We start from the raw sequence: 23,385 nt of genomic DNA, 5'->3' as shown, positions 1-23,385 counted from the left end.
CAGCTGTGGCACGGAAGCGCGTTGCCCCGGCCGGCTCATGGGTCTGCCCGCCAGGCCGGACGGGCAGCGTGCCTCGTCGACGACCACCGGGGCGAAGGGTTCGAACGGGGGAGTTGCGGGGCCGTCCGATCGACGGCCCGGCATGAGAGGGGGGACCCTCATGGCGCGATCCGGCGCTGAGGGACGCGGCGTGCTGGAAGGCGCGTTCGCACTCATGGAGGTACTCGCGCACGATGAAGAGGTGGGGCTGACCCGGCTGGCGAGTGACGCCGCGCTGCCGAAGGCCACCGCCCACCGGCTGCTGGGGCAGCTGGTCGCACTGGGCGCGGTGCAGAGTCACGAAGGCCGCTACCGGCTGGGCCCGCGGACGTTCCGGCTCGGGCAGTCCTGGCATCCGGCGCGCGCGCTGCGAGCCGCCTCGGCCCAGCCGTTGCGGGATCTCGCGGCGGTCAGCGGTGAGGCGAGCCTGAGCCTGTCGGTGCCCGAAGCAGGACACATCATCGTCGTCGGGGGCATGCGGGGCGAGGTGGACGAGGTCTTCCCGCTGCGCTCCGGGGCCGTCCTGCCGCCCGGCAGCGCGGCCGAACTGGTCCTGGCGGCGGGTGCCCCGGTGCCGCGGCGGCCCGCGGGCTGGACGGAGGCCGCCTGGGCGCGTGAGGCCGCGGAGATCCGGAAGCGGGGGCTCGCGTTCGACTACGAGCAGTGCGTGGAGTCGCTGTCGTGCGTGGCGGCTCCGGTGCACTCGGCGACCGGCCAGGTGGTGGCCGCCGTCGCGGTGACCGCCCTGGACGCGAAGCTGATCCCCCCGCTGAGCGACGCCGTGAGCCGCGCGGCGTCGTTGATCAGCGGCAGACTGGCCCGCCTGCCCGAGCCCGCGCCCAGGCCCCGCAGGGCCGGACCGGCCCCGAACCGGGCCGTGAAGAGCTTCGCGGGCGCGGCCGACCGGAGCCGCTGAGCCGGCGGCCGGCGCCGGGGGGACTCGCGGGAGGGCGGCGACTCCCTGATCCCACCCTCCGGGTGGGTGTGGCAGGGCCACCCTCTTCACCGCGCCGGCCCGTACGTTGGACGGCATGGATGACAACCGGCTGAGCGAATTCCTGCGGGCCCGCCGCGCGTTGGTGCGCCCCGAAGATCACGGGATGCCCCCGGGCGCGCGTCGCACCCCTGGTCTGCGCCGCGAGGAGGTGGCCGTCCTCGCCGGGGTGAGCACCGACTACTACGTGCGGCTGGAACAGGGACGCGAACGCAATCCCTCGTCCCAGGTGCTGCGGGCCCTGGCGGCCGCACTCCTGCTGAAGGACGAGGAAGCCGCCTACCTGCGCGCCATGGTCGATCCGCCACCGAGCCCCCGCCCGCGGTCCACTCGGGAGTACGCCGGCCCGCAGCTGGCGTCCTTGCTGGACGCCTGGGCGGACACCCCGGCCCTGGTCTACGGCCGGTACCTCGACCTGCTGGCCGTCAACCCCCTCGGCGAAGCGCTGTTCTCCTGGCTCGGCTGCGAGAACAGCCTGATCACGGCCATGTTCCTGAACCCGGCCGCGCGGGACTTCTACCGCGACTGGGCCATGGTGGCGCAGGGCTGCGTGGCCGCGCTGCGTGCCGCGAACCCCGCCCCCGACGATCAGGGGCTCCGCGAGCTCGTCGGCGAACTGTGCGTGTGCAGTGACGACTTCGCCCGCATGTGGGCCCGCCACGAGGTACGGGCCAAGACGGCCTCGGCCAAGCGGTTCCGGCACCCGCTGGCCGGCGACCTCACCCTGGACTTCGAGACCTTCTCCGTCAACAGCGCCCCCGGCCAGCACCTGGTGGTCTACCGGGCCGAGCCCGGCAGCGCCGCCGAACGGTCGCTGACCCTGCTGGGCGACCTCACCCTCACCGATTCCCGGAACGAAGGGCACATCCCGCATGAGCACCTCTGACTCCCCCGTTGCACCCCCCGTTGACTCTCCCGTGTGGTTCATCACCGGCTGTTCCTCCGGTCTGGGCCGGGCGCTCGCCCGCGCCGTGCTGGAACAGGGGTGGCGCGCCGTGGTCACCGCCCGGGACACCGGCAAGCTCGCCGACGTGGTCGCCGGACACGGGGAACGCGCTCTCGCCCTGCCCTTGGACGTCACCGACACCGGGCAGATCGCGCGGGCGGTCGCCCGGGCGGAGGCGGCCTTCGGACGGATCGACGTCCTGGTCAACAACGCCGGTTACGGATACCTCGCCGCCGTCGAGGAGGGCGAGGACGACGAGGTGCGCGCCCTGTTCGACACCAACGTCTTCGGCCTGGTCGACACCACCAAGGCCGTCCTGCCCGGCATGCGAGCCCGCCGCTCGGGCCACATCGTGAACATGTCCTCCCTCGGCGGCCTCGCCGGCTTCGGCGCCACCGGCTACTACCACGCCACCAAGTTCGCCGTGGAAGGGCTCTCCGAATCCCTGGCCGCCGAGGTCGCCCCCCTGGGCATCAACGTGACGATCGTCGAACCCGCCGCATTCCGCACCAACTGGTCCGGCCCCTCCATGCGCCAGTCCGCCACGGTCATCGACGACTACGCCCCCACCGCGGGCACCCGGCGCGCCGGCACCTTCGCCACCTACGGCCACCAGCCCGGCGATCCCGCACGCGCCGCCCGGGCCGTCATCGACGCCGTCACGGCCGAACAGCCGCCGCTGCGCCTGCTACTCGGCAAGGCGGCGTACGACATCGCCACCGCCAAGCTCGACACCCTCCGGGCGGCCTTCGACGGCTGGCGCGAGGTGACGCTCGGCGCCGACTTCCCCGCGGAACACGCGGCCGGATGACCACCGCTCAGGGCGCGGCCCGTCGCGCGTGACCGTCGCGGTGCCGCCGCAGGGCTTGGAGCCGCTCGTCGTGCTCGTGCCTGAGGAGGGCGACGCGGCTGCCGTCTTCGCGGCGCTCGGCGGCTCGCAGCTCCACTTCCAGGGCGCGGAGTTCGCCCTCTTGGACGTCGCAGGGTGGGCACGGTGGTGTGCGATGCGTACCGTGCCCGCCGCTGTGCGGCAAGTGGACCGGGACGGAAGGGTGGTTCATCGGTTCCTCGGGTGGCAGGCGGGACAGGAACAAGGCGGGAAGCGGAGCGATGAGTCCGGCGGGCGGTCGGTGTGGGGGAGGTGCGTGACCGTGCTCCCGTACGTCCGCCCGCCGTCCCTGGAGACGCGCAGCGTCAGCCGGGAACGCGGCTTCTTCGGCCCGGCGCTCACCGCCGCTCCCAGAGGCCGGCGTCCTTGAGCTCCCGCACGGTCGCGATGCGGTGATCATCGAACGGGCAGTCCCACTCACTGCCGCCGTCCGGTGCGCGCAGCACGATGTGCGTGTACTTCTGGCGCACCACTTCGCCGATTCGCCCGTCACGGGTGTCCGTGGCCCAGTTGCCGTATCTCACCATGAGCCGTTGTCCCTTTCGGCCGACGGAGCTCCCGCCGCCGGTTTCCTGAAGTGCACGAAGCCGTTGTGGGCCTCGATCGTGCTGACGAAGGCGCGGTACTGCTCTTCGCTGCGGGGCAGCATGGCCGGGTGCACCGTCAGGAGAGCCTTCGCCCTGCGTTCCGAGAAGTAGCCGACGGCTCGGTCGAGGTTCTCGCGCTCCGCGGACAGGCACCGCTCGCCGGTCCAAGCGATCGTGCCGACGACGTGCCAGCCGAGCGCGTATGCGCAGTCTCGGCATTCCTGGAGAGCCAGCGCCAAATCGGCCACGGTCGGCGCGTGGACGTAGATCACGCAAGGGAACTGCTCGACGGACGGCTCGAAGCCGGAGGCTATGTCCAGCAGGCGGCGACGGCGCGCGCGGTCGCTCGTCGAACGGCTGCCTACAGGGGTGGATTGAGGTTCGCCACGCTGTTTTCCCGGCATGCCTGCATCTTGCTGTGAGAGGCGCGGAGGGAGAACCGACGAAGCGTACGACCGCTCCAGGTCACGGAGGGTGACTCGTACGCTCCGTATCAGTCACGCGATCAAGGGCACGCCGATGAGTTCACTGATGCTGCGGACCCTCGCTGAGGAGACCTTCGCCAGGCGGCGACCGATCACCCCGGGGAGAGCCTGGTGCCGCACCCACTCGGGTGCTTCGAGTCCCACCTCGATGAGGGTGTCACCGGCCTGGTCGTAGAGCCCGGCAGCGCATTGGGCGAGGGCCACGTCGAGCCGGTACCGGTTCCGCGCGACCATGGACATGTTGCGGGGAAGTCCCCGCATGCCGGGTTCCGTGGCGAGCTTGAGCGCGCGCCCGAAGTTCTTCAGCGCCACGTGAACGCCCACGGCCTCCGCCTTGGCCGCCGTCGGCCCGAAGCTCGTGCCGTAGAGGTCCACGTCCCGGCCGAGGCGGGCGGCTGCCGCCGTCGCCTGTGACAGGTAGTTCTGGGCCGACTCCTCGTCCTCGTGACGGGAGGCGGCGACCGCGGCAGAGATCATCAACCGGCCGTAGGCGACCAGTTCGGGCTCTGACGCGCGGCTGAACCTGGGCTCGACCGTCAGGGCGGCGCGCTCGGCGACGGCCATGGCTCGTGGGAGCTTGGCACTGCGCAGGTACACCCACGACAAGGTGGACTCCAGAAGGGCGAGGAGCACGGGGTCGTCGGCCGCGGTGGCCCACCGCTTCGCCGAGACCAGCGCCCCCAGGGCGAGATCACGCTGCCCGAACCCGTTGGCACACGACGCGGCCACGCGGTAGGTACTCGCCAGGATCGCCCCGAGCCGCTCCCGCTCGGCTTCCGTCGCGGTCGCGTACCGGGTGTGCCCCTCCAGGAGCACCTTGGCGGCGAGCGTGCTGACGTGGATGTTGTCACCGGCCCAGTACGCGGCCCATGCCTCGTCCCGAGCGCGGGCGAGTTCCGCGACGCCGCTCGGGTCCTCGATCGCGTCCCAGTCTCCCAGCGCACTTTCGTGGACGGCATCCGAGAGGCGCCGCAGCGCCGTGCGGTCCTCGCGGTTCATCCCGTGCCGCGGCGCCTGCTGGCCGAGCAGCACAGACACGTCCGTGCGCAGCGCGGCGGCGAGCTTCAGCAGGGACCCCACAGAGAGGTCCCCTTTGTCCTGCTCCGCCTTTTGCACCAAGGCAAGGGAGACGCCGGCCGCCTCGGCGAGGCCCTGTTGCGTCATGTCGGAGCCGCGCAGGGCCTTGATGCGCTTGCCGGTCGTCAGATCCGCCCAACTGGCCATGGCCACTCCAAGAGGTCGGAGAGTTTGATGACTTCCACCCGATGGTAGGCAAACGTGGAGCGACACCCGCGCTCAGGACAGAGTGGCTGAGGGCGGGTGAAGGGACACGGCCATGTCGGCTTCGGCTGTCCGGTGCGGCCGTTGAAGGCTGGACCGACCCTACGGCGCGGCCTTGGCCGTTGCCCGGGCGAAGCCGGATTCGACGCCAGGGCGTACGCCGATCAGCGCCGACACGCGGCGGACGCGGGCTGTCGAAGCCCGTCCGACCTTCTGAACGATCACGCTGGGCAGCGCTTGGTGGCGGGCCCACACGGGGGCTTGGATCAGGGCCTTTTCCAGTGTGTCGAGGGAGGCGTCCCACAGCCGGGCGTCGGCCTGGGCCATGGCCTTGTCCATCGCGAAGCGGTTGCGCGCGGCCTCGGTGAGGGTGCTCAGGCTGTTCTCCGGGATGCCCCGGATCAGCTCCAGGGCCTTGCCGGCCTGCCCGAGTGCCACGGCGATGCCGACCGCCTGCGTGTCGGCCGTGACCGGCCCGAACAGTGTGCCGTGGACGCGATGTTCGGCGCCCAGTCGGGCGCCCGTCGCTGTCGCCAGGGACAGGAAGCCTTTGACCAGGTCTTTCTTCTGCATGCGGCTGGCCACGACCGCCGCGAAATTGATGTGCGAGCCGTAGACGGTCAACTGGTCCGGGGTCGCTCGCGAGAACCGCGGCTCGATGTCCACCGCCGCCTTCTCGGCCAGACGCAGCGCGTCGTCCAACCGCGCGTCGCGGAGGTACACCCAGGCGCGGCCCGACCTGACGAGGGCGGGCTGCAGCTCGTCGTCCGACCGTTCCGCGGCTGCCTGTGCCTGGCCGATCGCCGCGTAGGCGAGGTCGCGCGACCCCATCAGGTTCGCGACGTACGCCGCCAACCTGTAGGCGTCGGCGAGCAGTCCCCACGCGGGGCCCTGGCCGTCGGCGGGGCGCTCGCGAAGGTGAACGGCAGCCTCGGCGAGCACCGGCACCACCAGCGCGCCCGCCTCGGTGTAGTGCCCCTGCCAGTAGAGATCCCAGCACTTGCCGATGGCCACCCGGAGGGCGCGTTCGTCGCTCCCGGCGGCGGTCTCCGGGAGCATCCCGGCCGCGGTGTCGTGCACGGCCTGGGAGAGGGCTCGCAACATCGTTCGGTCGGACTGTGCCATGGCCCGGCGCGGGGCCTGCTGCCCCAGGATGACCGACGTGTCCACGCCCAGCGCGTCGGCAATCTGCATGAGCGTGTTGAGCGAAAGCTGCTTGTCCTGCTCAGCCTTCTGGATGGTGGCGATGGACAGGCCCGTCATCTCGGCCAGAGCGGCCTGGTTGACGTCCCTGCCCCGCAGGATCTTGATGCGCTCGCCGTTGCTGTAGTCGCTCCACCGCATGGCCGATCACTCCGTTCCACCGTCGGTCACCCTCGAACGTACCCGCCCCGGCCTCTCCGGGCCCAGCGAAGGCCGGGAACAGGCACCACAGTTGACGGTGAACGGCTGCTCAGCGCATTTCTGTCACGGGAGGGATATATGAGGATGGGGATCACCGGCCACCGTGGTCTCGCGGTCGAAGTCGAGAGGCAGGTTCGTCCGGAGCTCGCTGCCATGGTCAAGTCCCTGGACGCCGCGGATCTGGTAGTCGTGAGCTGTCTCGCGGACGGACCGGACACATGGCTGGCGCAAGAGGTTCTCGCCCATGGCGGTCGGCTCGAAGTCGTCGTTCCCGCCGAGGAGTACCGGGAAGGGCTGCCGATCCGGCATCGCGAGACGTACGACGAGCTGATGCGTCGGGCTGTCGACGTGCACGCCACGGGACTGCGGCGCTCCGACTCGCACGCCCACTTGGCGGGCAGCGAGCTGATGGTGGGGCTCGTCGACCGGCTCGTCGCGGTCTGGGATGGTGAGCCTGCGAGTGGCTGTGGCGGTACCGCTGATGTCGTGTCCTACGCCGAGCGTCACGGCGGCCCCACTCAGGTCATCTGGCCCGATGGGGCAACCCGGTAACGGGTCACCTCTTCAGCGCGCGCCGCGCCGTCGATCGCCACGCATGCGCCGTGTCGATGGCGGCGGTACGCGATCGGTGGGCCGCTTCCCGTAGGGGGCCGAGGGTGCGTTTGCCCGGGCCGTTGTTCAACAAGTCCTCGTACAACGCCAGGTGTTGCGCGGCGATGTGGGACGGGGTGAAGCGCGCCGCGTTCCGGTGGGCCGCTTCGCCCATGCGGTGGCGCGTCGCCTCGTCGCGGATCAGGGCGCACAGTGCGGCGGTGATGCCCGCCGCGTCGCCCGGGCGGACCAGGTGGCCGTCGACGCCGTCGGTGATGATCTCGCGCGGGCCGTTCGGGCAGTCGGTCGCGACGACCGGGAGGCCGGAGCGCATGGCCTCGACGATGGTCATGCCGAACGACTCCCGGTCGGAGGTGGAGACGGCTATGGACGCCTTCGCCAGTTCCGAGTCCAGAGTGCCTGTGTGGTCGTTGAGGGTGACGTGGTCGTTCAGGCCGAGGGTGTCGATGAGGGTGGTCAGGGCGCTTCGCTCGTCGCCGGTGGTGTCGCCTCTGCCGAAGATGCGGAGCCGCCAGTCGGGGTGGGCGGCGACGACGCCGGCGAAGGCCCTGACGAGGAGGTCGTAGCGCTTCACCGGGATGAGGCGTCCGGCGGCTACCACGACTTTCCGGTCGGCGGCAACGGTCGTGCCCTCGGTGGCGGCGGGGACGCTGTTCGCTATCGCCCGTACCCGCAGGCCGGGCAGGCCGAGCCGGCGATAGGCGTGGGCGTCCGCCTCCGTGACCGTGGTGAGCGCGTCCAGCAGGGGGTAGCGGTGGCGTATCTCGTGGCGCATGCGCAGGCCGTGGCCGGAGAGGGTGAGGTGTTCCTGGCCCACTCGGATGGCGGCGGGGTGGGCCTGCCGGGCGATGTGCACGTTCAGGCCGGGGCGGGTGCCGACGATGACGTCCGTCTCCAGCCCGGACAGGTACCGGCCGATGCGCTCGTCCGTGAGGCGGCTGTACTGCCGGTGGCGGCCGTCCGCGCGGGGGAAGACGCGGGCGGGACGGGCGTGGCGGGGGTCGTCGCCGTCGTAGTGCGGGGAGTCGGGGCACAGGTTTACCAGATGGGTCACCCGGACGCCCGGCGGGGTGCCCATGGCGGGTGTCGCGCGGTAGCGGAGGGCCGAGATGATCTCCACGTCGTGGTCGGCGGCGGCCAGTGCGGCGGCGAGGTTGAACGTCGACCTGATCGTGCCGCCGATGGTGTAGGCGTTGTGGAGGAGGAAGGAAATACGCATGGGTCGCACGCCTCCGGCGGTTGGCGGCTGGTGGGCTCGTGTGGCGGGGACACAGCATGCGGCAATCCGCCCAAAGATGATCTAAAGAAGCCAAAGGTCGTCTTCAGGGATAAGCCGGTCGACATGACAGGCTTCATCCCGTGACAGGCATCCTGGTCGTCGAGGACGACCCGCAGCTCGGGCCCGCCCTCCAGCGCGGCCTGACGGCGGAGGGCTACCGCGTCGAACTCGTCCGCGACGGCACCACCGGGCTGCAGCGGGCCCTGACCGGAGGCCACGCGGTCATCGTGCTCGACATCATGCTCCCCGGTCTGAACGGCTACCGCATCTGCGCCGCCCTCCGCGCCGCGGGCCTGACCACGCCCGTCCTGATGCTCACCGCGAAGGACGGCGAGTACGACGAGGCGGAGGGCCTGGACACCGGCGCCGACGACTACCTGGTCAAGCCGTTCTCCTCGGTGGTCCTCCTCGCCCGGCTGCGGGCCCTGCTGCGCCGGGGCGCCGCCGCCACCGCGGCCGACCGGTCCGTGCTGCGCGTCGGCGACCTGTGGGCGGACGTGACCTCCCGCCGCGCGGGCCGGGGCGACGTGGAGTTCGCGCTGACGCCGAAGGAGTTCGCGATCCTCACCTGCCTGCTGCACACACCGGACCGCCCGGTGTCGAAGGAGGAGATCCTCGACGAGGTCTGGGACCCGGCCTACACCGGGGGCACCGCCATCGTGGAGGTCTACATCTCGACGCTCCGCAAGAAGGTCGACGCCCCCTTCGCCACGCACAGCATCGAGACCGTCCGCGGGTACGGCTACCGCCTCACGCCCCGCGAGCGGTCCTGATGGCCCGCACTCCGGCCCCGACGGCTCACCCTCCGGCCCCGGTGTCCCGTACCCCGGCCCTGTTCCGCCGCCTGCCCGGACAGGCGCGCATCGCGCTCGTGGCGGGAGTCACCGCCCTCGTGCTGTTCGGGGCCGGGGCGTGGTGGCTGTTCCGGCACGTCCGCGCGGACGCCTACCGGACGACGTACAACCGGGCGTACGAACTGTCCGTCCAGCTCGCCGACCAGGCGGCCGCCGGCAAGGAGATCCTCGGCGATCCCCTGCGCGGCTGGCCCCTCATCGAGATCGACCGGGCCGGCCGTACCGTCGCCGCGGCCGGCGGCACCCAGGACCTCGCCGGCCTGCCGGCCCTGCTGCCCCCGCCGCCCGCCCCGCCTCCCCGCCGGGCGACCGGCGGCACGCAACGCGGCACGGTCCACGTCGGCGCGGTCGACGAGCGCGACCACGACCGCTTCCACCGGCCCGACGGCACGCTGAAGCCGCCGCCTGTCAGCGACACCTCCGCCGAGCAGAAGGCCCTCATCGCCCACCGGCAGGCACACGTCCTCGCCCACAGCACCATGACCGTCTTCGCCACCGCCGTGCACACCCCAGCGGACGCGTGTCGCCTGCCCACCGAAGCCGACGGGTCGTGCCGCTCCACCCTCTACGTCCTCGTGCCTCCCGGCGACGCCGAACGGGCCGCCGCTCCGCTGCGCACCCCGCTGACGGCGGGCGTCCCGCTGGCCGCGCTGCTGGTCGCGGCCCTCGCTTGGACCGCCGCCCGCCGCTCGCTGCGCCCGGTCGAGGCGATCCGCCGGGAGGTCGCCGAGATCACCGACACCAGCCTCGACCGCCGCGTCCCCGTCCCCGACGCCCGCGACCCCGTCCGCCGCCTGGCGCTGACCACCAACACCACGCTGGACCGGCTGGAGACCGCCGTGGAACGCCAGCGCCGCTTCGTGGCGGACGCCTCGCACGAACTGCGGTCCCCCGTCGCCGCGCTGCGCTACGAGCTCGAGACCGCCCTCGCCCACCCCGAGACCGTCGACGCGCACGAGACGCTCCGCCACGCCCTCACGGCCACCCGGCGCGTCCAGGCCCTCACCGAGGACCTGCTCCTGCTGGCCCGCCCCGACCGGCCCGACGACCCCGCCGCCCACTCCCTCGTCGACCTGGCCGGCCTGGCCGCGGAACTCGTCCACGAGTACCACCACCGCGGCCACCCCGTCTCGCTGCGCACCGCCCCCGACCGGGCCCCCGTCCGCGGCGACGGAGCACAGCTCCACCGCCTGCTGCGCAACCTCCTCGACAACGCCGTACGGCACGCGCGCACCGCCGTCGTCGTGGACGTCACCACCGACGGCCGGACGCACACCGTCACCGTCCACAACGACGGCACGCCCCTCGCCCCCGACGCGTACGAGCTCGTCTTCGAGCGGTTCACCCGCCTCGACGAGGCCCGCACCCGCGACGCGGGCGGCAGCGGCCTCGGGCTCGCCATCGCCCGTGACATCGCCGAGCGCCACCACGGCACCCTCACCGCCCGCTCCGGCCACCCGCGCCCCGGCACCACCTTCACGCTGACGCTCCCGGGCCCGCCGGACACGGCCCGTTGAGTCACCAGGGCACCACGTTCCCCTCGTGGTCGACGAAGTGCAGGCCCTGCTTCCCGCGATGGGCCTCCATCGTCTCCACCACCCCCGGAACGCTCTCCTCCACGCTGAGCTCCGCCTCCGGGCCCCCGAGTTCGGTACGGACCCAGCCCGGGTCCATCAGCAGCAGGGTCCGGGTGTCCGAGGCGTGGCGGGCGGCGTGGCAGCGCATCAGCTGGTTGAGGGCGGACTTGCTGGCCCGGTAGAGGTCCTGGCCACCCCTGGTGTTCCGGGAGACGCTGCCCTGGTCGGACGACATGACGCCGATGGTGCCGGCCGGGGCGACCAGCGGGCGGAGGGTCTCCACGACGCGCATCGGGCTCAGCGCGTTGGTGACCATGACCTCCGTGAACATGTCCGTCGGGACCTCGCCGATCGGGAGGTCGCCGCGCGTTATCGCGGCGTTGACGAAGAGGAGGTCGAGCGTCGTCGCCCGCGCCGCCAGACGGTCGCGGAGGGCCGCGATCTGGTCGGGGTCGGTCATCTCCAGGGATTCGACGGTCAGTCGGCCCCCGGACGTGGCGGCGCCGGCCAGGTCGGCCAGGTCGTGCAGGCCCGTGCGCCGGGTGCCGCGGACCGTGCCGACGACGTCCCAGCCGCGCCGGAGGTACGCGGCGGCGAGCCCGAGGCCCAGGGTCCGGGAGGCCCCGACGACGAGGGCGGTCTTGCGGGTCTCGGTCATGGCTGATTCCTGTTCCGGGTACGGGCCTGAGGGCCGGTGGGCAGGGCTTCAGTCTCCGAGCGGGCCCCGCCGGGCGTCCAATACCCTTCTCGCCCCATTGATACCGTTCGGACATGGATCTGGACCTGCGCAAGCTCCGCTACTTCGTCGCGGTCGCCGAGCACCGGCACTTCGGCCGGGCGGCCCAGGCGCTGTTCGTCGCCCAGCCGGTCCTCAGCCGGCAGATCCGCGTCTTCGAGGACGAGTTGGGGTACCGGCTGCTCGACCGCACCACCCGCAGCGTCGAACTCACCGCCGCCGGACGGCAGCTGTACGACGAGGCCCGTAGGATCACCACCGTCGTCGACGCCGCGCTGCGCCGGGTGCGGGAGGCCGATCGCGGCGAGCAGCGGCTCGTCGTCGCCTTCTCGCCCGGCCTGCGCGTGTCGGAGGCCATCCGGGAGTTCACGGCCCGCCACCCCGAGGTCGCGATCGACGTGTTCCCGCTGCGCTGGTGGGAGCAGGACGCGCCGCTGCGCGACGGCCGAGCCCACGTCGGCTTCCTCCGGCGCCCCTTCGACGACGCCGGGCTGCGCACCGTCCCCGTCGGCCGCGAGCACAAGGTCGTCTGCCTGCCCGTGACGCATCCGCTGGCCGGCCGGACCGCGCTCACGGTCGCCGACCTCGACGGCGAGCCGGTCCTCGACGTCAGGAAGCGGCGGACGTCCTCGCTGGACGAGAAGTTCGAGCTCATCGCCTCCGGGCAGGGCCTCGCCCTCGTCCCGCTCAGCGTCGCGGGCTCGTACTCCCGCCCCGACCTCGTCTACCTCCGCGTCACCGACGCCCTGCCCGTCGAGACCTGCCTGGCGCTGCCGGAGGGCGACGCCTCGGGCCCCGCGTCCGCCTTCCTCGGCATCGCCACCGCGACGCTGCGCCGGCTCTCCGGTGAGGACGAAGGGGAAACCGGTGCCGACCGCGGCTGGTTCGACGAGATCCACGACCGCCGGCGGGCGCGGAGGCCATCCTGATCGGCGGCGACGGGCCCGCATGAGCGCGGCCGCGCCCGGGTATCCCGCCAGGCGTGGTTTTTCAACAAAGTGTTGACGCCGAGGTGTCCAGGGCGTTAGCTGTGCGCAGCGCGTCCGAGTGCGGCGAGAAGCGCCACGGAGGTTCCCGTGACTTCGAGTTCGGTGCCGGGGCTCACCCGGTTCAACGCGGCGGACGACGGTGCGGCCCGGGCCGCGCTGTCGGAGGTGTGCGTGAGTACGGCGTGGGTCGCGGGGGTGCTGCGCGGCCGGCCCTATCCCGACGTCCGGGCGCTGCTCACCGCCTCCGACGCGGCGGTCGAACGGCTGGACGCGGCGGGGCTCGACGAGGCGTTCGCCGGGCACCCGCCCATCGGGCGGCCCACCCCCGGGGACGCCGTCTCGGCCGGTGAACAGCGCGGCATGACCGGCGCCCCGCCCGCGCTCGCCGCCGAGATGCGCGAGCTGAACCTCGCCTACCAGGCGCGGTTCGGCCACGTTTTCCTCATCTGCGCCTCCGGACTGACCGCCGAGGAGCTGCGCGACGCCCTCCGCCGTCGGCTCGGCAATCCGCGCGAACGCGAACGCGAGGTCGCCAGAGCGGAATTGGGACGCATCAACAGGCTGCGGCTGACCCGGCTCGTGGGAGCCGCGCCCTCGGCCTCCGCCTCTACCCCCGCCCCCGCCACCGTCTCCACCCACATCCTCGACACCGCCGCCGGCCGCCCCGCCGCCGGTGTGACCGTGGCCCTCACCGCCCGTACCCAGGGCGCCTGGTCGGCGCTCGGCGCCGCCGAGACCGACGGCGACGGGCGGTGCGGCGAGCTTCCCGCGCTGCCCGGGGACGCCACCCACGCACGGCTGCTGTTCGACGTCGGGCCCCACCTGTCCCGTGAACGAGCCGGGGGCGCAGCGTTCTTCCCCGAGGTCACCGCGGTCTTCGCCGTGACGCCGGGGGAGCACTACCACGTACCGCTGCTGCTCAGCCCCTTCGGCTACTCCGTCTACCGAGGGAGCTAGCACGCCATGACCGAAGCGCCCAGCCGTTCTGCCGATCGCGCCGTACTCGGCCAGAACCAGTACGGCAAGGCCGAGTGTCACGTCGTCCGCGTCACCCGCGACGGCGCGACCCACCACATCAAGGACCTCGTCGTCTCCGTCGCCCTCTCCGGCGCGATGGAGGACGTCCACCTCTCCGGTTCCAACGCCAACGTCCTCACCACCGACACCACCAAGAACACCGTCTTCGCCTTCGCCAAGGAGCGCGGCATCGCCTCGGCCGAGGAGTTCGGCGTCCACCTCGCCCGGCACTTCGTCACCGGCCAGGAGGCCATCCACCGGGCGCGCATCCGCGTCGAGGAACACGCCTGGGACCGGATCGACGTGCCGGGTGGCGGGGACGCCCGGCACTCCTTCGTCAGAGCGGGCCGTGAGACCCGTACCGCGCAGATCACCTACGACGGGACGGCCTGGGAGGTGATCTCCGGCCTCAAGGACCTCGTGGTCCTCAACTCCACCGGCTCCGAGTTCCGCGGCTTCGCCAAGGACCGCTACACCACCCTCGAGGAGACCGCCGACCGCGTCCTCGCCACCGAGGTCAACTCCCGCTGGCGGTACGGCTGGACGGACGACGCCCGGCCCGCGCCGGAGTGGGACGCGTCCTGGTCCGCCGTCCGCGGCCACCTGCTGCACGCCTTCGCGGACACGTACTCGTACTCGCTCCAGCAGACGCTCCACGCGATGGGCGCCCGGGTCCTCGAACACCGGCCGGAGGTCGAGGAGATACGCCTCTCCCTCCCCAACAAGCACCACTTCCTCGTGGACCTGGCGCCCTTCGGCCTCAAGAACGACCACGAGGTCTACTACGCCGCCGACCGCCCCTACGGCCTGATCGAGGCCACCGTCCTGCGCCCGGGGGCGGAACCCGGCATCCCCGTGGACCTCACCTGTCTCTAGGGCTCCGCCCGCGGTACTTCCGGAGGAACAGCACTGTGACAGCAGCACAACCGCGGCGCACCGTCATCGAGAACTGCGCCCTCGCGACCGTGGACCCGCACGACACCGAACACCCCACCGGTCACCTCGTCATCGCGGACGAGCGGATCGAGTCCGTCGGCCCCGGGCCCGCCCCCGCCGGGCTCACCGGCGTCGTCCGCCGGGTGGACGCCGGCGGCCACCTGGCCACCCCCGGACTGGTCAACACCCACCACCACTTCTACCAGTGGCTCACCCGCGGACTCGCCCAGGACGCCGTCCTCTTCGACTGGCTGAAGGCGCTCTACCCGATATGGGCGCGCATCGACGAGCCCATGGTGTACGAGGCGGCCCGCGCCTCCCTCGCGATGATGGTCCGCGGCGGAGTGACGACCGCCGCCGACCACCACTACGTCTTCCCGCGCGGCAGCGGCGACCTGCTCGGCGCCGAGATCCGCGCCGCCCGCGAGCTGGGCGTGCGGTTCCACCCCACCCGCGGCTCGATGGACCTCGGCGAGTCCGACGGCGGGCTGCCGCCGGACTTCGCCGTCGAGACCCTCGACGCCGCGCTCGCCGCCACCGAGGAGGCGATCGACACCCACCACGACCCGTCCCCCGGCTCGATGCTGCGCGTCGGCGTCGCGCCCTGCTCACCCTTCTCCGTCACCACCGACCTGCTGCGCGAGGCCGCCGCGCTCGCCCGCCGCAAGGGCGTCCGGCTGCACACCCACGGCTCGGAGACGGTGGAGGAGGAGCGGTTCTGCAAGGAGCGGTTCGGGATGGGCCCGACCGACTACCTCGACTCCACCGGCTGGCTCGGCGACGACGTGTGGATGGCCCACTGCGTGCACATGAACGACGCCGACATCGCCGCCTTCGCCCGCACCGGCACCGGCGTCGCCCACTGCCCGTCCTCCAACGCCCGGCTCGCCGCCGGCACCGCCCCCGTCCCCGCGATGCTCACGGCGGGCGTCCCGGTCGGGCTCGGCGTGGACGGCACCGCCTCCAACGAGTCCGGCGAGCTCCACACCGAGCTGCGCAACTCCCTCCTCGTCCACCGGCTGGCGGGCGGCTCCGACGCGCTGACGGTACGTCAGGTGCTGCGGATGGCGACGTACGGCGGCGCGCGGGTGCTCGGCCGGGCCGACGAACTGGGCTCGCTCGAACCCGGCAAGCTCGCCGACCTCGTCCTCTGGCGCCTCGACGGGCTCGGCCACTCGACCGTCGCCGACCCGGTGGCCGCCCTCGTCCTCGGCCCGCCCGCGCCCGTGACCCTCTCCCTCGTCCACGGGCGGACGGTCGTCGAGGACGACCGGCTGATCACCGCCGACGAGGACGAGATCGCCCGCGCCGCCCGCGCGGAGTCCCGCCGCCTGACCCGCATCGCGGCGGGGGAGTAGTCAGGAACAAGCCCCCGCAACGCCTCCGGAAACCGTGCTGCCCATCGGCGGTACGCACAACGACAGGAGGAACGCTCCGTGACCGTGCCCAGCCCGTCCGCCGACGCCGAACCGCCCCCATCGGGGCGGCGTATCCCCGGACCGCCGGGGCGTGCGCCCGGCGCGGCGGTCGCACCTCCGACTCCTGGACCGGCGGACGACACTCCGGGCCGCGCGGCGGCGGACGACGCGGGCCCGGTGGACGCGGGCTTGGTGGGCGCCGCTCCTCCAGCCGCCGCTCCGGACGCTCACCCGGCCGGCCCCCGTCCGCCGGATGCCCGCCCGCCGGACGCCCCGGCCGCCGACCCGTCCGAAGTCCCGCCGCCTCCCACGCCCCCGCCGACGGGCGCGCTCCCGGGCCCGCCCCCGCCCGTCCACCCCGTCGACGAACTCCCTCGCCCCACCCGCCTGCTGGCGACCGGGCTGCAGCACGTCGCCGCCAGCTACGCCGGTGTCGTGGCCCCGCCGCTGGTGATCGGGGCCGCCGTCGGGCTGTCCGCGCGGCAGATCACCTTCCTCGTCGGGGCCGCCCTGTTCACGGCCGGGCTGGCCACGCTGCTCCAGACCATCGGGTTCCGCGGGGTCGGGGCGCGGCTGCCGTTCGTCAACGGCGTCTCGTTCGCGGGGGTCGCGCCCGTCCTCGCCATCGCGGACGGGCAGGCGGACCGGCGGGACGCGCTGCCCGTGGTCTTCGGGGCCGTGATGGTCGCCGGGGTGCTCGGCTTCTTCCTGGCGCCCTACTTCTGCCGGCTGGTCCGCTTCTTCCCGCCGGTCGTCAGCGGCACGGTCATCACCCTCATCGGCCTCACCCTGCTCCCCGTCGCCTTCGGCTGGATCCAGGACGGCCACCCCGAGCGGCCCGCGACCGGGACCGGTCTCGGCCTGGCCGGGGCCACACTGCTGATCGTGCTGGTGCTGCGCCGGCTGCTCCAGGGGTTCCTGCGGCAGATCGCCGTGCTGCTCGGCCTGGTCGCCGGGACACTGCTGGCCGTTCCGCTGGGGGCGGTGGACGGCTCCGCCACCCGGCACGCGGCGCTCGTCGGCTTCCCCGAGCCGTTCCACTTCGGGAACCCGCACTTCCAGGTGTCGGCCGTGGTGAGCATGTCGATCCTGATGCTGGTGTGCATGACGGAGAGCACGGCGGACATGCTCGCGCTCGGCGAGATCGTCGGGCGGCCGGCGGACGAGCGGACGATCGCGGCGGGGCTGCGGGCGGACACCCTCGGCAGCGCCGTCGCGCCGGCGTTCAACGGCTTCACCAACAGCGCGTTCGCGCAGAACATCGGCCTGGTCGCCATCACCGGCGTCCGCAGCCGCTTCACCGTCGCGGTCTGCGGGCTGGTCTTCGTCGTCCTCGGGCTCAGTCCGGCGTTCGCCTCGCTGGTCGCGCTGGTGCCGCGGCCGGTACTGGGCGGGGCCGGTCTGGTGCTGTTCGGGACGGTCGCGGCGAGCGGCATCGGCGTCCTGGTGAAGGCCGGGCTCGACCGGGGTGACAACGTGCTCGTCGCCGCCGTGTCGCTTGGCATGGGCATGATCCCCGTGGTCTCCAAGACCTTCTACGCCGGGGACGCCGTTCCCGAGGCGGTGCGGACCGTCCTCGGCTCGGGCGTCAGCGCCGGCTGTCTGACGGCCGTTCTGCTCAATCTCGCCTTCCGGGGGGTGGGGCGCGCCCGGCGGACCGCCGAAGCGCCCCGCGTGGCGGAAGGGGAGAAACCGCTGATCTAGTGATAATCGGGGCACACCGACTGCATCCGCCGTGCGGAGAGGGGCCCCATGGACGACCGGCCGCCGGAAGACGACACCGCCGGCCCCGCCGAGAGCGAGCCCGGCGGCCGCCGTTTCGTCTTCCCCAGCGCCCTCACCGTGCTCGTCGCCGTCACCGTCGTCGTCTGGGCCCTCGCCTTCGTCATCCCCTCCGGCAGTTACCGGCGGACCCCGGCCGGCGACCCCGTCCAGGGCACGTACCACCGCGAGGCGGCGCCCGGCGATTTCGTCCACCGGCTGGGCGAGCTGTTCCTCGCCCCCGTCAACGGCCTCTACGGCGTTCGGGATCCGCGCACCGGCCAGGTCGCCGCCGACGCCGCCGGCACCCTCTACGGCAGCGCCGGAGTCTTCCTGTTCGTCCTCGCCATCGGCGCGTTCATCACCGTCGTCTTCGCCACCGGCGCCCTCGACCGCGGCATCGAACGCCTCGCCCACCGGCTGCGCGCCCGCGGCGCCCTGCTCATCGCCGGCGTGATGACCGTCTTCTCGCTGCTCGGCACGGTGGAGGGCTTCGCCGAGGAGACGCTCGGCTTCTACGGGCTGATCGTGCCGCTGATGCTCGCCCTGGGGTACGACCGGATGGTCGCCACCGGCACGATCATCCTGGGCGCGGGCGTCGGCGTGCTCGCCTCCACCGTCAACCCGTTCGCGACGGGCGTGGCCTCGTCCGCCGCCGACGTCTCGCTCGGCGACGGGATCACCCTGCGGTTCGCGATGTGGCTCGTCCTCACCGGCGTCACCATCGCCTACGTCCTCTGGTACGCGCGCCGGGTGCGCGCCCGCCCCGAGCGCTCCCTCGTCGGCTTCCTGCCCGGCGACCGGGAACTGGCCGCCGCCTCCGCCGAACCGCCCGCCCTCACCGGGCTGCACCGGACCGTGCTCGCCCTGGTCACCGCCGTCTTCGTCTTCATGATCTTCTCGGTGATCCCCTGGGCGAGCGCGCTCACCGGGCGCGCCGACGCCACGCCCTACGGCCGGGAACTCGGCTGGTCCTTCGCCCAGTTGGCGGCCCTCTTCCTCACGGCCGCGCTGCTGGTGGGGATCGTCGCGCGGCTGGGGGAGCGGCGGCTGAGCGCGGTCGTCGTCCAGGGCGCGGCCGACTTCCTCGCCCCGGCCCTGACGATCGTCCTCGCCCGCGGCGTCACGGTCATCATGAACAACGCCCGCATCACGGACACCGTGCTGCACTCGATCGAGAGCGCCGTCACCGGCACCGCCGCCTCGCTCTTCGGGGTGATGGTCTTCGTCGTCAACCTCCCCCTCGCCTTCCTGATCCCCTCCACCTCCGGCCACGCCACCCTCGCCATGCCCATCCTCGCCCCGCTCGCCGACTTCGCCGGCGTCTCCCGGGCGGTGGTGGTGACGGCCTGGCAGGCGGCCAGCGGCTGGATGAACCTGTGGGTGCCGACGACGGCCGTGGTGGTCGGCGGGGTGTCGCTGGCGAAGGTGGGCTACGACCGGTACCTGCGCTTCGTCTGGCCGCTGCTGGCCGTGCTGGCGGTGCTGATCTGCGGGTTCGTGGCGTTCGGCGCGGTCGCCACGTAGTTCGGGGCGCGGGCGCCGCCTGGCGCGGGGTGCGGTCGCCGCCCGGTCCGGGTTGTGGTCGCCGCCCGGTACTCCGGAGCGACAACGGCCCGTCGGCGCGACCCGGCCCGGGGACCTCCAGGTGCGGGGACGCCCAAGGCCCGGGGATGCCCTCGCGCCCGTCACGCCCCCGTGCCCGTCACGGCGCCGCGACCTCCGGCGCGGGCAGCGCCCGCTCGTCGCCCTCCGTTCCCCCCATTCCGTCCGTTCCCGCGAACTGCGTGCGGTACAGCTCCGCGTAGCGCCCGCCCAGCGCGAGGAGTTCGTCGTGCGTGCCGCGTTCGACGATCCGGCCGGCCTCGACGACGAGGATCTGGTCGGCGGTCCGGACCGTGGACAGCCGGTGGGCGATCACCACGGCCGTCCGGCCCTCCAGGGCCTCCGCCAGGGCCTCCTGCACGGCGGCCTCGGAGGTGTTGTCGAGGTGGGCGGTGGCCTCGTCCAGGATGACGACGCGCTGGCGGGCCAGCAGCAGCCGGGCGATCGTCATCCGCTGCCGTTCGCCGCCGGAGAGCCGGTAGCCGCGTTCGCCGACGACCGTGTCGAGCCCGTCCGGCAGCGCGCGCACCAGGTCGTCGAGGCGGGCCCGGCGCAGCGCGTCCCACAGTTCGTCGTCCGTCGCGCCGGGCCGGGCGAGGACGAGGTTGGCGCGGACGGTGTCGTGGAAGAGGTGGCCGTCCTGGGTGACCATGCCGAGCGTGGCCCGCAGCGAGGCGGCCGTCAGATCGCGGACGTCGACGCCGCCGAGGCGCACGCTGCCCGCGTCCGCGTCGTACAGCCGGGGCAGCAGCTGCGCGATGGTGGACTTGCCGGCGCCCGACGAGCCGACGAGGGCGATCGTCTGGCCGGGCTCGGCGCGGAACGAGACGCCGTGCAGCACCTCGGTGCCGCCGCGCGTGTCGAGGGCGGCGACCTCCTCCAGGGAGGCGAGGGAGACCTTGTCGGCCGACGGGTAGCCGAAGCGGACGTCCTCGAACTCGACCGAGACGGGCCCGTCCGGCACCGGCCGGGCGTCCGGCCGCTCCGCGATCAGCGGCTTGAGGTCCAGCACCTCGAAAACCCGCTCGAAGGAGACGAGGGCGCTCATGATCTCGACGCGGGCGCCGGCCAGCGCGGTCAGCGGCGCGTACAGCCGGGTGAGCAGCAGCGCGAGGGAGACGATGGCGCCCGGTTCGAGGGAGCCGCGCAGCGCGAACCAGCCACCCAGCCCGTACACCAGGGCCAGGGCGAGGGCCGAGACGAGCGTGAGGGCGGTGATGAACGCCGACTGGGCCATCGCCGTCCGCACCCCGATGTCCCGCACCCGGCGTGCCCGCGCGGCGAACTCCGCCGACTCGTCGTCCGGCCGCCCGAACAGCTTCACCAGCGTGGCGCCCGGCGCCGAGAACCGCTCGGTCATCCGCGTGCCCATCGCGGCGTTGAGGTCGGCGGCCTCCCGCTGGAGCCGCGCCATCCGGGATCCCACCCGGCGCGCGGGGATCACGAACACCGGCAGTAGCACGAGCGCCAGCAGGGTGATCCGCCAGGACAGCGTCAGCATCACGGCGAGGGTGAGCAGCAGCGTCACCAGGTTGCCGACGACCCCTGACAGCGAGTTGCTGAACGCCCGCTGCGCGCCGATCACGTCGTTGTTCAGCCGGCTGACCAGCGCGCCCGTGCGGGTGCGGGTGAAGAACGCCACCGGCATCCGCTGGACGTGGTCGAAGACCGCCGTCCGCAGATCGAGGATCAGCCCCTCGCCGAGGGTCGCCGACAGCCAGCGGTTGAGCAGGCCGAGCGCCGCCTCGCCCAGCGCGATGGCGGCGATCAGCAGGGCGAGCCGGACGACCGTGCCAGGGTCGTCGCCGTGCACGATCGCGTTCACCACCCGCCCGGCGAGCACCGGCGTCGCCACGGCGAGCAGCGCGCCCGCGATGCTGAGCAGGACGAAACGGATGATGTGACGGCGGTGCGGGCGGGCGAAGGCGCCGATGCGGCGCAGGGTGGCCCGGGCGAAGGGACGCTGGTTGCGCTGCGCGTTGATCAGGCCGTGCAGCTGCATCCAGGCGGTGGTTTCCATGCTCATGGGAGGAACGGTAGGACCTCAACCTTTGTCGAGGTAAAGCGGGGAGCGTGGCGGGGTGGGGGTGTGCCCCGGTCCCGCCCTTTCACCGTTTCTTGCGGGGGCCGGCCCCCGCACCCCCGAAACCGCGCTCCGCGCGGTTGTCCTCAAACGCCGGACGGGCTGACATTCAGCCCGTCCGGCGCTTGAGGACGAGCGGCGAAGCCGCGAAAAGGGGGGGACTGGGGCACAGCCCCAGGAAACGGTGAAAGGGCGGGACCGGGGCACCCCCCCCGCGAAGCGGATCAGTCGAGCAACTCGTACGCCGGCAGCGTAAGAAACTCCGCGTAATCGTCGTCCAGAGCGACCCGCAGCAGCAGGTCATGAGCCTCGCGCCAGCGGCCCGCGGCGAAGGCGGTGTCGCCCAGCTCGGCGTGGACGGCGTCGAGTTCGGCCGCCGCCACCTCGCGGACGAGGGCGGGCGTCGCCTTCTCGCCGCCCGCCAGGACGACGCCGGTGTGCACCCACTGCCAGATCTGGGACCGGGAGATCTCCGCCGTCGCCGCGTCCTCCATTAGGTTGAAGATGGCCACCGCGCCCTGCCCCCGCAGCCACGCCTCGATGTAGCGGATGCCGACCTGGACGGCGTTCCGCAGCCCCTCGAAGGTCGGCTTCGCCTCCGTCGTGCCGAGCGCGAGGAGCTGTCCGGCGGTGACGCGGACGTCCTCGCGCAGCCGGTGCTTCTGGTGCGGGCGGTCGCCGAGGACGGCGTCGAAGGCGGCGCGGGCGACCGGGACGAGGTCGGGGTGGGCCACCCAGGAGCCGTCGAAGCCGTCGGCCGCCTCCCGCTCCTTGTCGGCCCGGACCTTCGCCAGGGCCGCCTCGTTGACTTCCGAGTCGCGGCGGGACGGGATGAAGGCCGCCATGCCGCCGATGGCGTGCGCGCCGCGCTTGTGGCAGGTGCGGACGAGGAGTTCGGTGTAGGCGCGCATGAAGGGCACGGTCATGGTGACGGCGTTGCGGTCGGGCAGGACGAACTCCGCCCCCGCGTCGCGGAAGTTCTTGATGAGCGAGAAGAGGTAGTCCCAGCGGCCCGCGTTGAGGCCGGAGGCGTGGTCGCGCAGCTCGTAGAGGATCTCCTCCATCTCGAACGCCGCGGTGATCGTCTCGATCAGGACGGTGGCCCGGACCGTGCCGTGCGGCAGGCCCAGCCGCTCCTGCGCGAACACGAACACGTCGTTCCACAGCCGCGCCTCGCGGTGCGACTCCAGCTTGGGGAGGTAGAAGAACGGCCCCTCGCCGCGCTCGGCGAGGCGGCGCGCGTTGTGGAAGAAGAAGAGGCCGAAGTCGACCAGCGCGCCGGGCACGGGCCGGCCGGCGACGGTGAGGTGGCGCTCGTCGAGGTGCCAGCCGCGCGGCCGGACGACGACGGTCGCCAGCTCTTCGTCCGGCCGCAGGGCGTACGCCTTCCCCTCGGCGGTGGTGAAGTCGATGCGGCGCTCGAACGCGTCGATCAGGTTGAGCTGGCCCTGGACGACGTTCCGCCAGGTGGGGGCGGAGGCGTCCTCGAAGTCCGCGAGCCACACGCGGGCGCCGGAGTTGAGGGCGTTGACCGTCATCTTGCGGTCGGTCGGCCCGGTGATCTCCACCCGCCGGTCGTCGAGCGCGGCCGGGGCGGGGGCCACCCGCCACGTCGGGTCCTCGCGGACGTGCGCGGTCTCCGGCGGGAAGTCCAGGGTGCCGGTGCGGGCGATCTCCGCGCGCCGCTCGGTGCGGCGGGCCAGCAGGTCGTCACGGCGCGGGGTGAACCGCTCGTGCAGGGCGGCCACGAACTCCAGGGCCGGGCCGGTCAGTACCTCCTCCTGGCGCGTCACGGTCGCGGTCCCGGCGGCGACGGACGGGGTCGGCGCTGCTGCGGGCATGGGCTCACTCCTCGCTCGGGGGCTCGGGAGATGCGGGTCGGTGCGGCACGGA

Annotated in this window: 21 protein-coding genes; 12 read left to right on the top strand and 9 right to left on the bottom strand. The window is 73.0% G+C overall.

Annotation, left to right across the window (positions count from 1 at the left end; translation table 11 throughout):
* The first annotated feature begins 160 nt into the window (after positions 1 to 160).
* The 3 genes from ACH4PU_RS12800 (at position 161) to ACH4PU_RS12790 (ending at position 2,790) form a co-directional block, all read left to right on the top strand.
* On the top strand, positions 161 to 955 hold the full coding sequence (locus ACH4PU_RS12800; protein WP_398270304.1) for a helix-turn-helix domain-containing protein: 795 nt from the start codon (positions 161 to 163) through the stop codon (positions 953 to 955).
* A gap of 115 nt (positions 956 to 1,070) precedes the next feature.
* Entirely contained in the window at positions 1,071 to 1,919 is an 849-nt protein-coding gene (locus tag ACH4PU_RS12795; RefSeq protein ID WP_398270301.1) for a helix-turn-helix domain-containing protein, read from the top strand.
* Complete coding sequence (locus ACH4PU_RS12790) at positions 1,906 to 2,790, top strand: oxidoreductase (protein ID WP_398270298.1); 885 nt, start codon at positions 1,906 to 1,908, stop codon at positions 2,788 to 2,790. The genes ACH4PU_RS12795 and ACH4PU_RS12790 overlap by 14 nt, the downstream gene beginning before the upstream one ends.
* A 7-nt stretch (positions 2,791 to 2,797) precedes the next feature.
* On the opposite strand, the gene ACH4PU_RS12785 is transcribed toward ACH4PU_RS12790, so the two are convergent.
* The 5 genes from ACH4PU_RS12785 to ACH4PU_RS12765 all read right to left on the bottom strand — a co-directional run bounded on the left by ACH4PU_RS12785 (position 2,798) and on the right by ACH4PU_RS12765 (position 6,565).
* Positions 2,798 to 3,040, bottom strand: coding sequence for a hypothetical protein (locus ACH4PU_RS12785; protein WP_398270295.1), 243 nt, complete (start codon positions 3,038 to 3,040; stop codon positions 2,798 to 2,800).
* A gap of 166 nt (positions 3,041 to 3,206) precedes the next feature.
* Positions 3,207 to 3,395 carry a hypothetical protein gene (locus ACH4PU_RS12780; RefSeq protein WP_398270292.1) on the bottom strand — a complete coding sequence of 63 codons (189 nt, stop codon included), beginning with the start codon at positions 3,393 to 3,395 and terminating at the stop codon, positions 3,207 to 3,209.
* On the bottom strand, positions 3,389 to 3,859 hold the full coding sequence (locus ACH4PU_RS12775; protein WP_398270289.1) for a hypothetical protein: 471 nt from the start codon (positions 3,857 to 3,859) through the stop codon (positions 3,389 to 3,391). The genes ACH4PU_RS12780 and ACH4PU_RS12775 overlap by 7 nt, the downstream gene beginning before the upstream one ends.
* 93 nt (positions 3,860 to 3,952) lie before the next feature.
* Positions 3,953 to 5,164, bottom strand: coding sequence for a helix-turn-helix domain-containing protein (locus ACH4PU_RS12770; protein ID WP_398270286.1), 1,212 nt, complete (start codon positions 5,162 to 5,164; stop codon positions 3,953 to 3,955).
* Between the two features lie 159 nt (positions 5,165 to 5,323).
* On the bottom strand, positions 5,324 to 6,565 hold the full coding sequence (locus ACH4PU_RS12765) for a helix-turn-helix domain-containing protein (RefSeq protein ID WP_398270283.1): 1,242 nt from the start codon (positions 6,563 to 6,565) through the stop codon (positions 5,324 to 5,326).
* Positions 6,566 to 6,703: 138 nt separating this feature from the next.
* On the opposite strand from ACH4PU_RS12765, the gene ACH4PU_RS12760 reads away from it, so the two are divergent.
* The gene (locus ACH4PU_RS12760; protein WP_398270280.1) at positions 6,704 to 7,177 is read left to right on the top strand and encodes a hypothetical protein; all 474 of its coding nucleotides are present in this window, start codon (positions 6,704 to 6,706) and stop codon (positions 7,175 to 7,177) included.
* 4 nt (positions 7,178 to 7,181) lie between these two features.
* Here ACH4PU_RS12760 and ACH4PU_RS12755 read toward each other — a convergent pair whose 3' ends face one another.
* The gene (locus ACH4PU_RS12755) at positions 7,182 to 8,456 is read right to left on the bottom strand and encodes a glycosyltransferase (RefSeq protein WP_398270277.1); all 1,275 of its coding nucleotides are present in this window, start codon (positions 8,454 to 8,456) and stop codon (positions 7,182 to 7,184) included.
* Between the two features lie 140 nt (positions 8,457 to 8,596).
* On the opposite strand from ACH4PU_RS12755, the gene ACH4PU_RS12750 reads away from it, so the two are divergent.
* A complete protein-coding gene (locus ACH4PU_RS12750; protein ID WP_398270273.1) occupies positions 8,597 to 9,289 on the top strand; it encodes a response regulator transcription factor in 693 nt (230 codons plus the stop codon).
* Positions 9,290 to 9,330: 41 nt separating this feature from the next.
* Entirely contained in the window at positions 9,331 to 10,887 is a 1,557-nt protein-coding gene (locus ACH4PU_RS12745; RefSeq protein ID WP_398270270.1) for a sensor histidine kinase, read from the top strand.
* Between the two features lies 1 nt (position 10,888).
* Here the strand turns inward: ACH4PU_RS12745 and ACH4PU_RS12740 are convergent, their stop codons facing one another.
* The gene (locus ACH4PU_RS12740) at positions 10,889 to 11,605 is read right to left on the bottom strand and encodes an SDR family NAD(P)-dependent oxidoreductase (protein ID WP_398270267.1); all 717 of its coding nucleotides are present in this window, start codon (positions 11,603 to 11,605) and stop codon (positions 10,889 to 10,891) included.
* A gap of 113 nt (positions 11,606 to 11,718) precedes the next feature.
* Between ACH4PU_RS12740 and ACH4PU_RS12735 the strand changes: the two genes are divergently transcribed.
* The 6 genes from ACH4PU_RS12735 to ACH4PU_RS12710 all read left to right on the top strand — a co-directional run bounded on the left by ACH4PU_RS12735 (position 11,719) and on the right by ACH4PU_RS12710 (position 19,331).
* A complete protein-coding gene (locus ACH4PU_RS12735) occupies positions 11,719 to 12,612 on the top strand; it encodes a LysR family transcriptional regulator (RefSeq protein ID WP_398270264.1) in 894 nt (297 codons plus the stop codon).
* A 147-nt stretch (positions 12,613 to 12,759) separates the two neighbouring features.
* Positions 12,760 to 13,629, top strand: a complete 870-nt coding sequence (uraD, locus tag ACH4PU_RS12730) for a 2-oxo-4-hydroxy-4-carboxy-5-ureidoimidazoline decarboxylase (RefSeq protein ID WP_398270261.1) — start codon at positions 12,760 to 12,762, stop codon at positions 13,627 to 13,629.
* Positions 13,630 to 13,635: 6 nt separating this feature from the next.
* Positions 13,636 to 14,565 carry a factor-independent urate hydroxylase gene (gene pucL, locus ACH4PU_RS12725; RefSeq protein WP_398270259.1) on the top strand — a complete coding sequence of 310 codons (930 nt, stop codon included), beginning with the start codon at positions 13,636 to 13,638 and terminating at the stop codon, positions 14,563 to 14,565.
* Positions 14,566 to 14,600: 35 nt separating this feature from the next.
* Positions 14,601 to 15,983, top strand: a complete 1,383-nt coding sequence (locus tag ACH4PU_RS12720; RefSeq protein ID WP_398270256.1) for an 8-oxoguanine deaminase — start codon at positions 14,601 to 14,603, stop codon at positions 15,981 to 15,983.
* A gap of 78 nt (positions 15,984 to 16,061) precedes the next feature.
* A complete protein-coding gene (locus ACH4PU_RS12715) occupies positions 16,062 to 17,747 on the top strand; it encodes a solute carrier family 23 protein (RefSeq protein ID WP_398270253.1) in 1,686 nt (561 codons plus the stop codon).
* A 48-nt stretch (positions 17,748 to 17,795) separates the two neighbouring features.
* The gene (locus ACH4PU_RS12710; protein WP_398270250.1) at positions 17,796 to 19,331 is read left to right on the top strand and encodes a YfcC family protein; all 1,536 of its coding nucleotides are present in this window, start codon (positions 17,796 to 17,798) and stop codon (positions 19,329 to 19,331) included.
* Between the two features lie 178 nt (positions 19,332 to 19,509).
* Here the strand turns inward: ACH4PU_RS12710 and ACH4PU_RS12705 are convergent, their stop codons facing one another.
* Together ACH4PU_RS12705 and aceB are read right to left on the bottom strand one after the other, a co-directional pair.
* A complete protein-coding gene (locus ACH4PU_RS12705; RefSeq protein WP_398270893.1) occupies positions 19,510 to 21,429 on the bottom strand; it encodes an ABC transporter ATP-binding protein in 1,920 nt (639 codons plus the stop codon).
* Between the two features lie 287 nt (positions 21,430 to 21,716).
* A complete protein-coding gene (aceB, locus tag ACH4PU_RS12700) occupies positions 21,717 to 23,333 on the bottom strand; it encodes a malate synthase A (protein WP_398270247.1) in 1,617 nt (538 codons plus the stop codon).
* Positions 23,334 to 23,385: the final 52 nt, after the last annotated feature.

It is taken from the genome of Streptomyces sp. NPDC021100 (genome assembly GCF_044333095.1).
Classification (GTDB): domain Bacteria; phylum Actinomycetota; class Actinomycetes; order Streptomycetales; family Streptomycetaceae; genus Streptomyces.
This window is presented reverse-complemented; position numbering and strand designations above follow the sequence as displayed.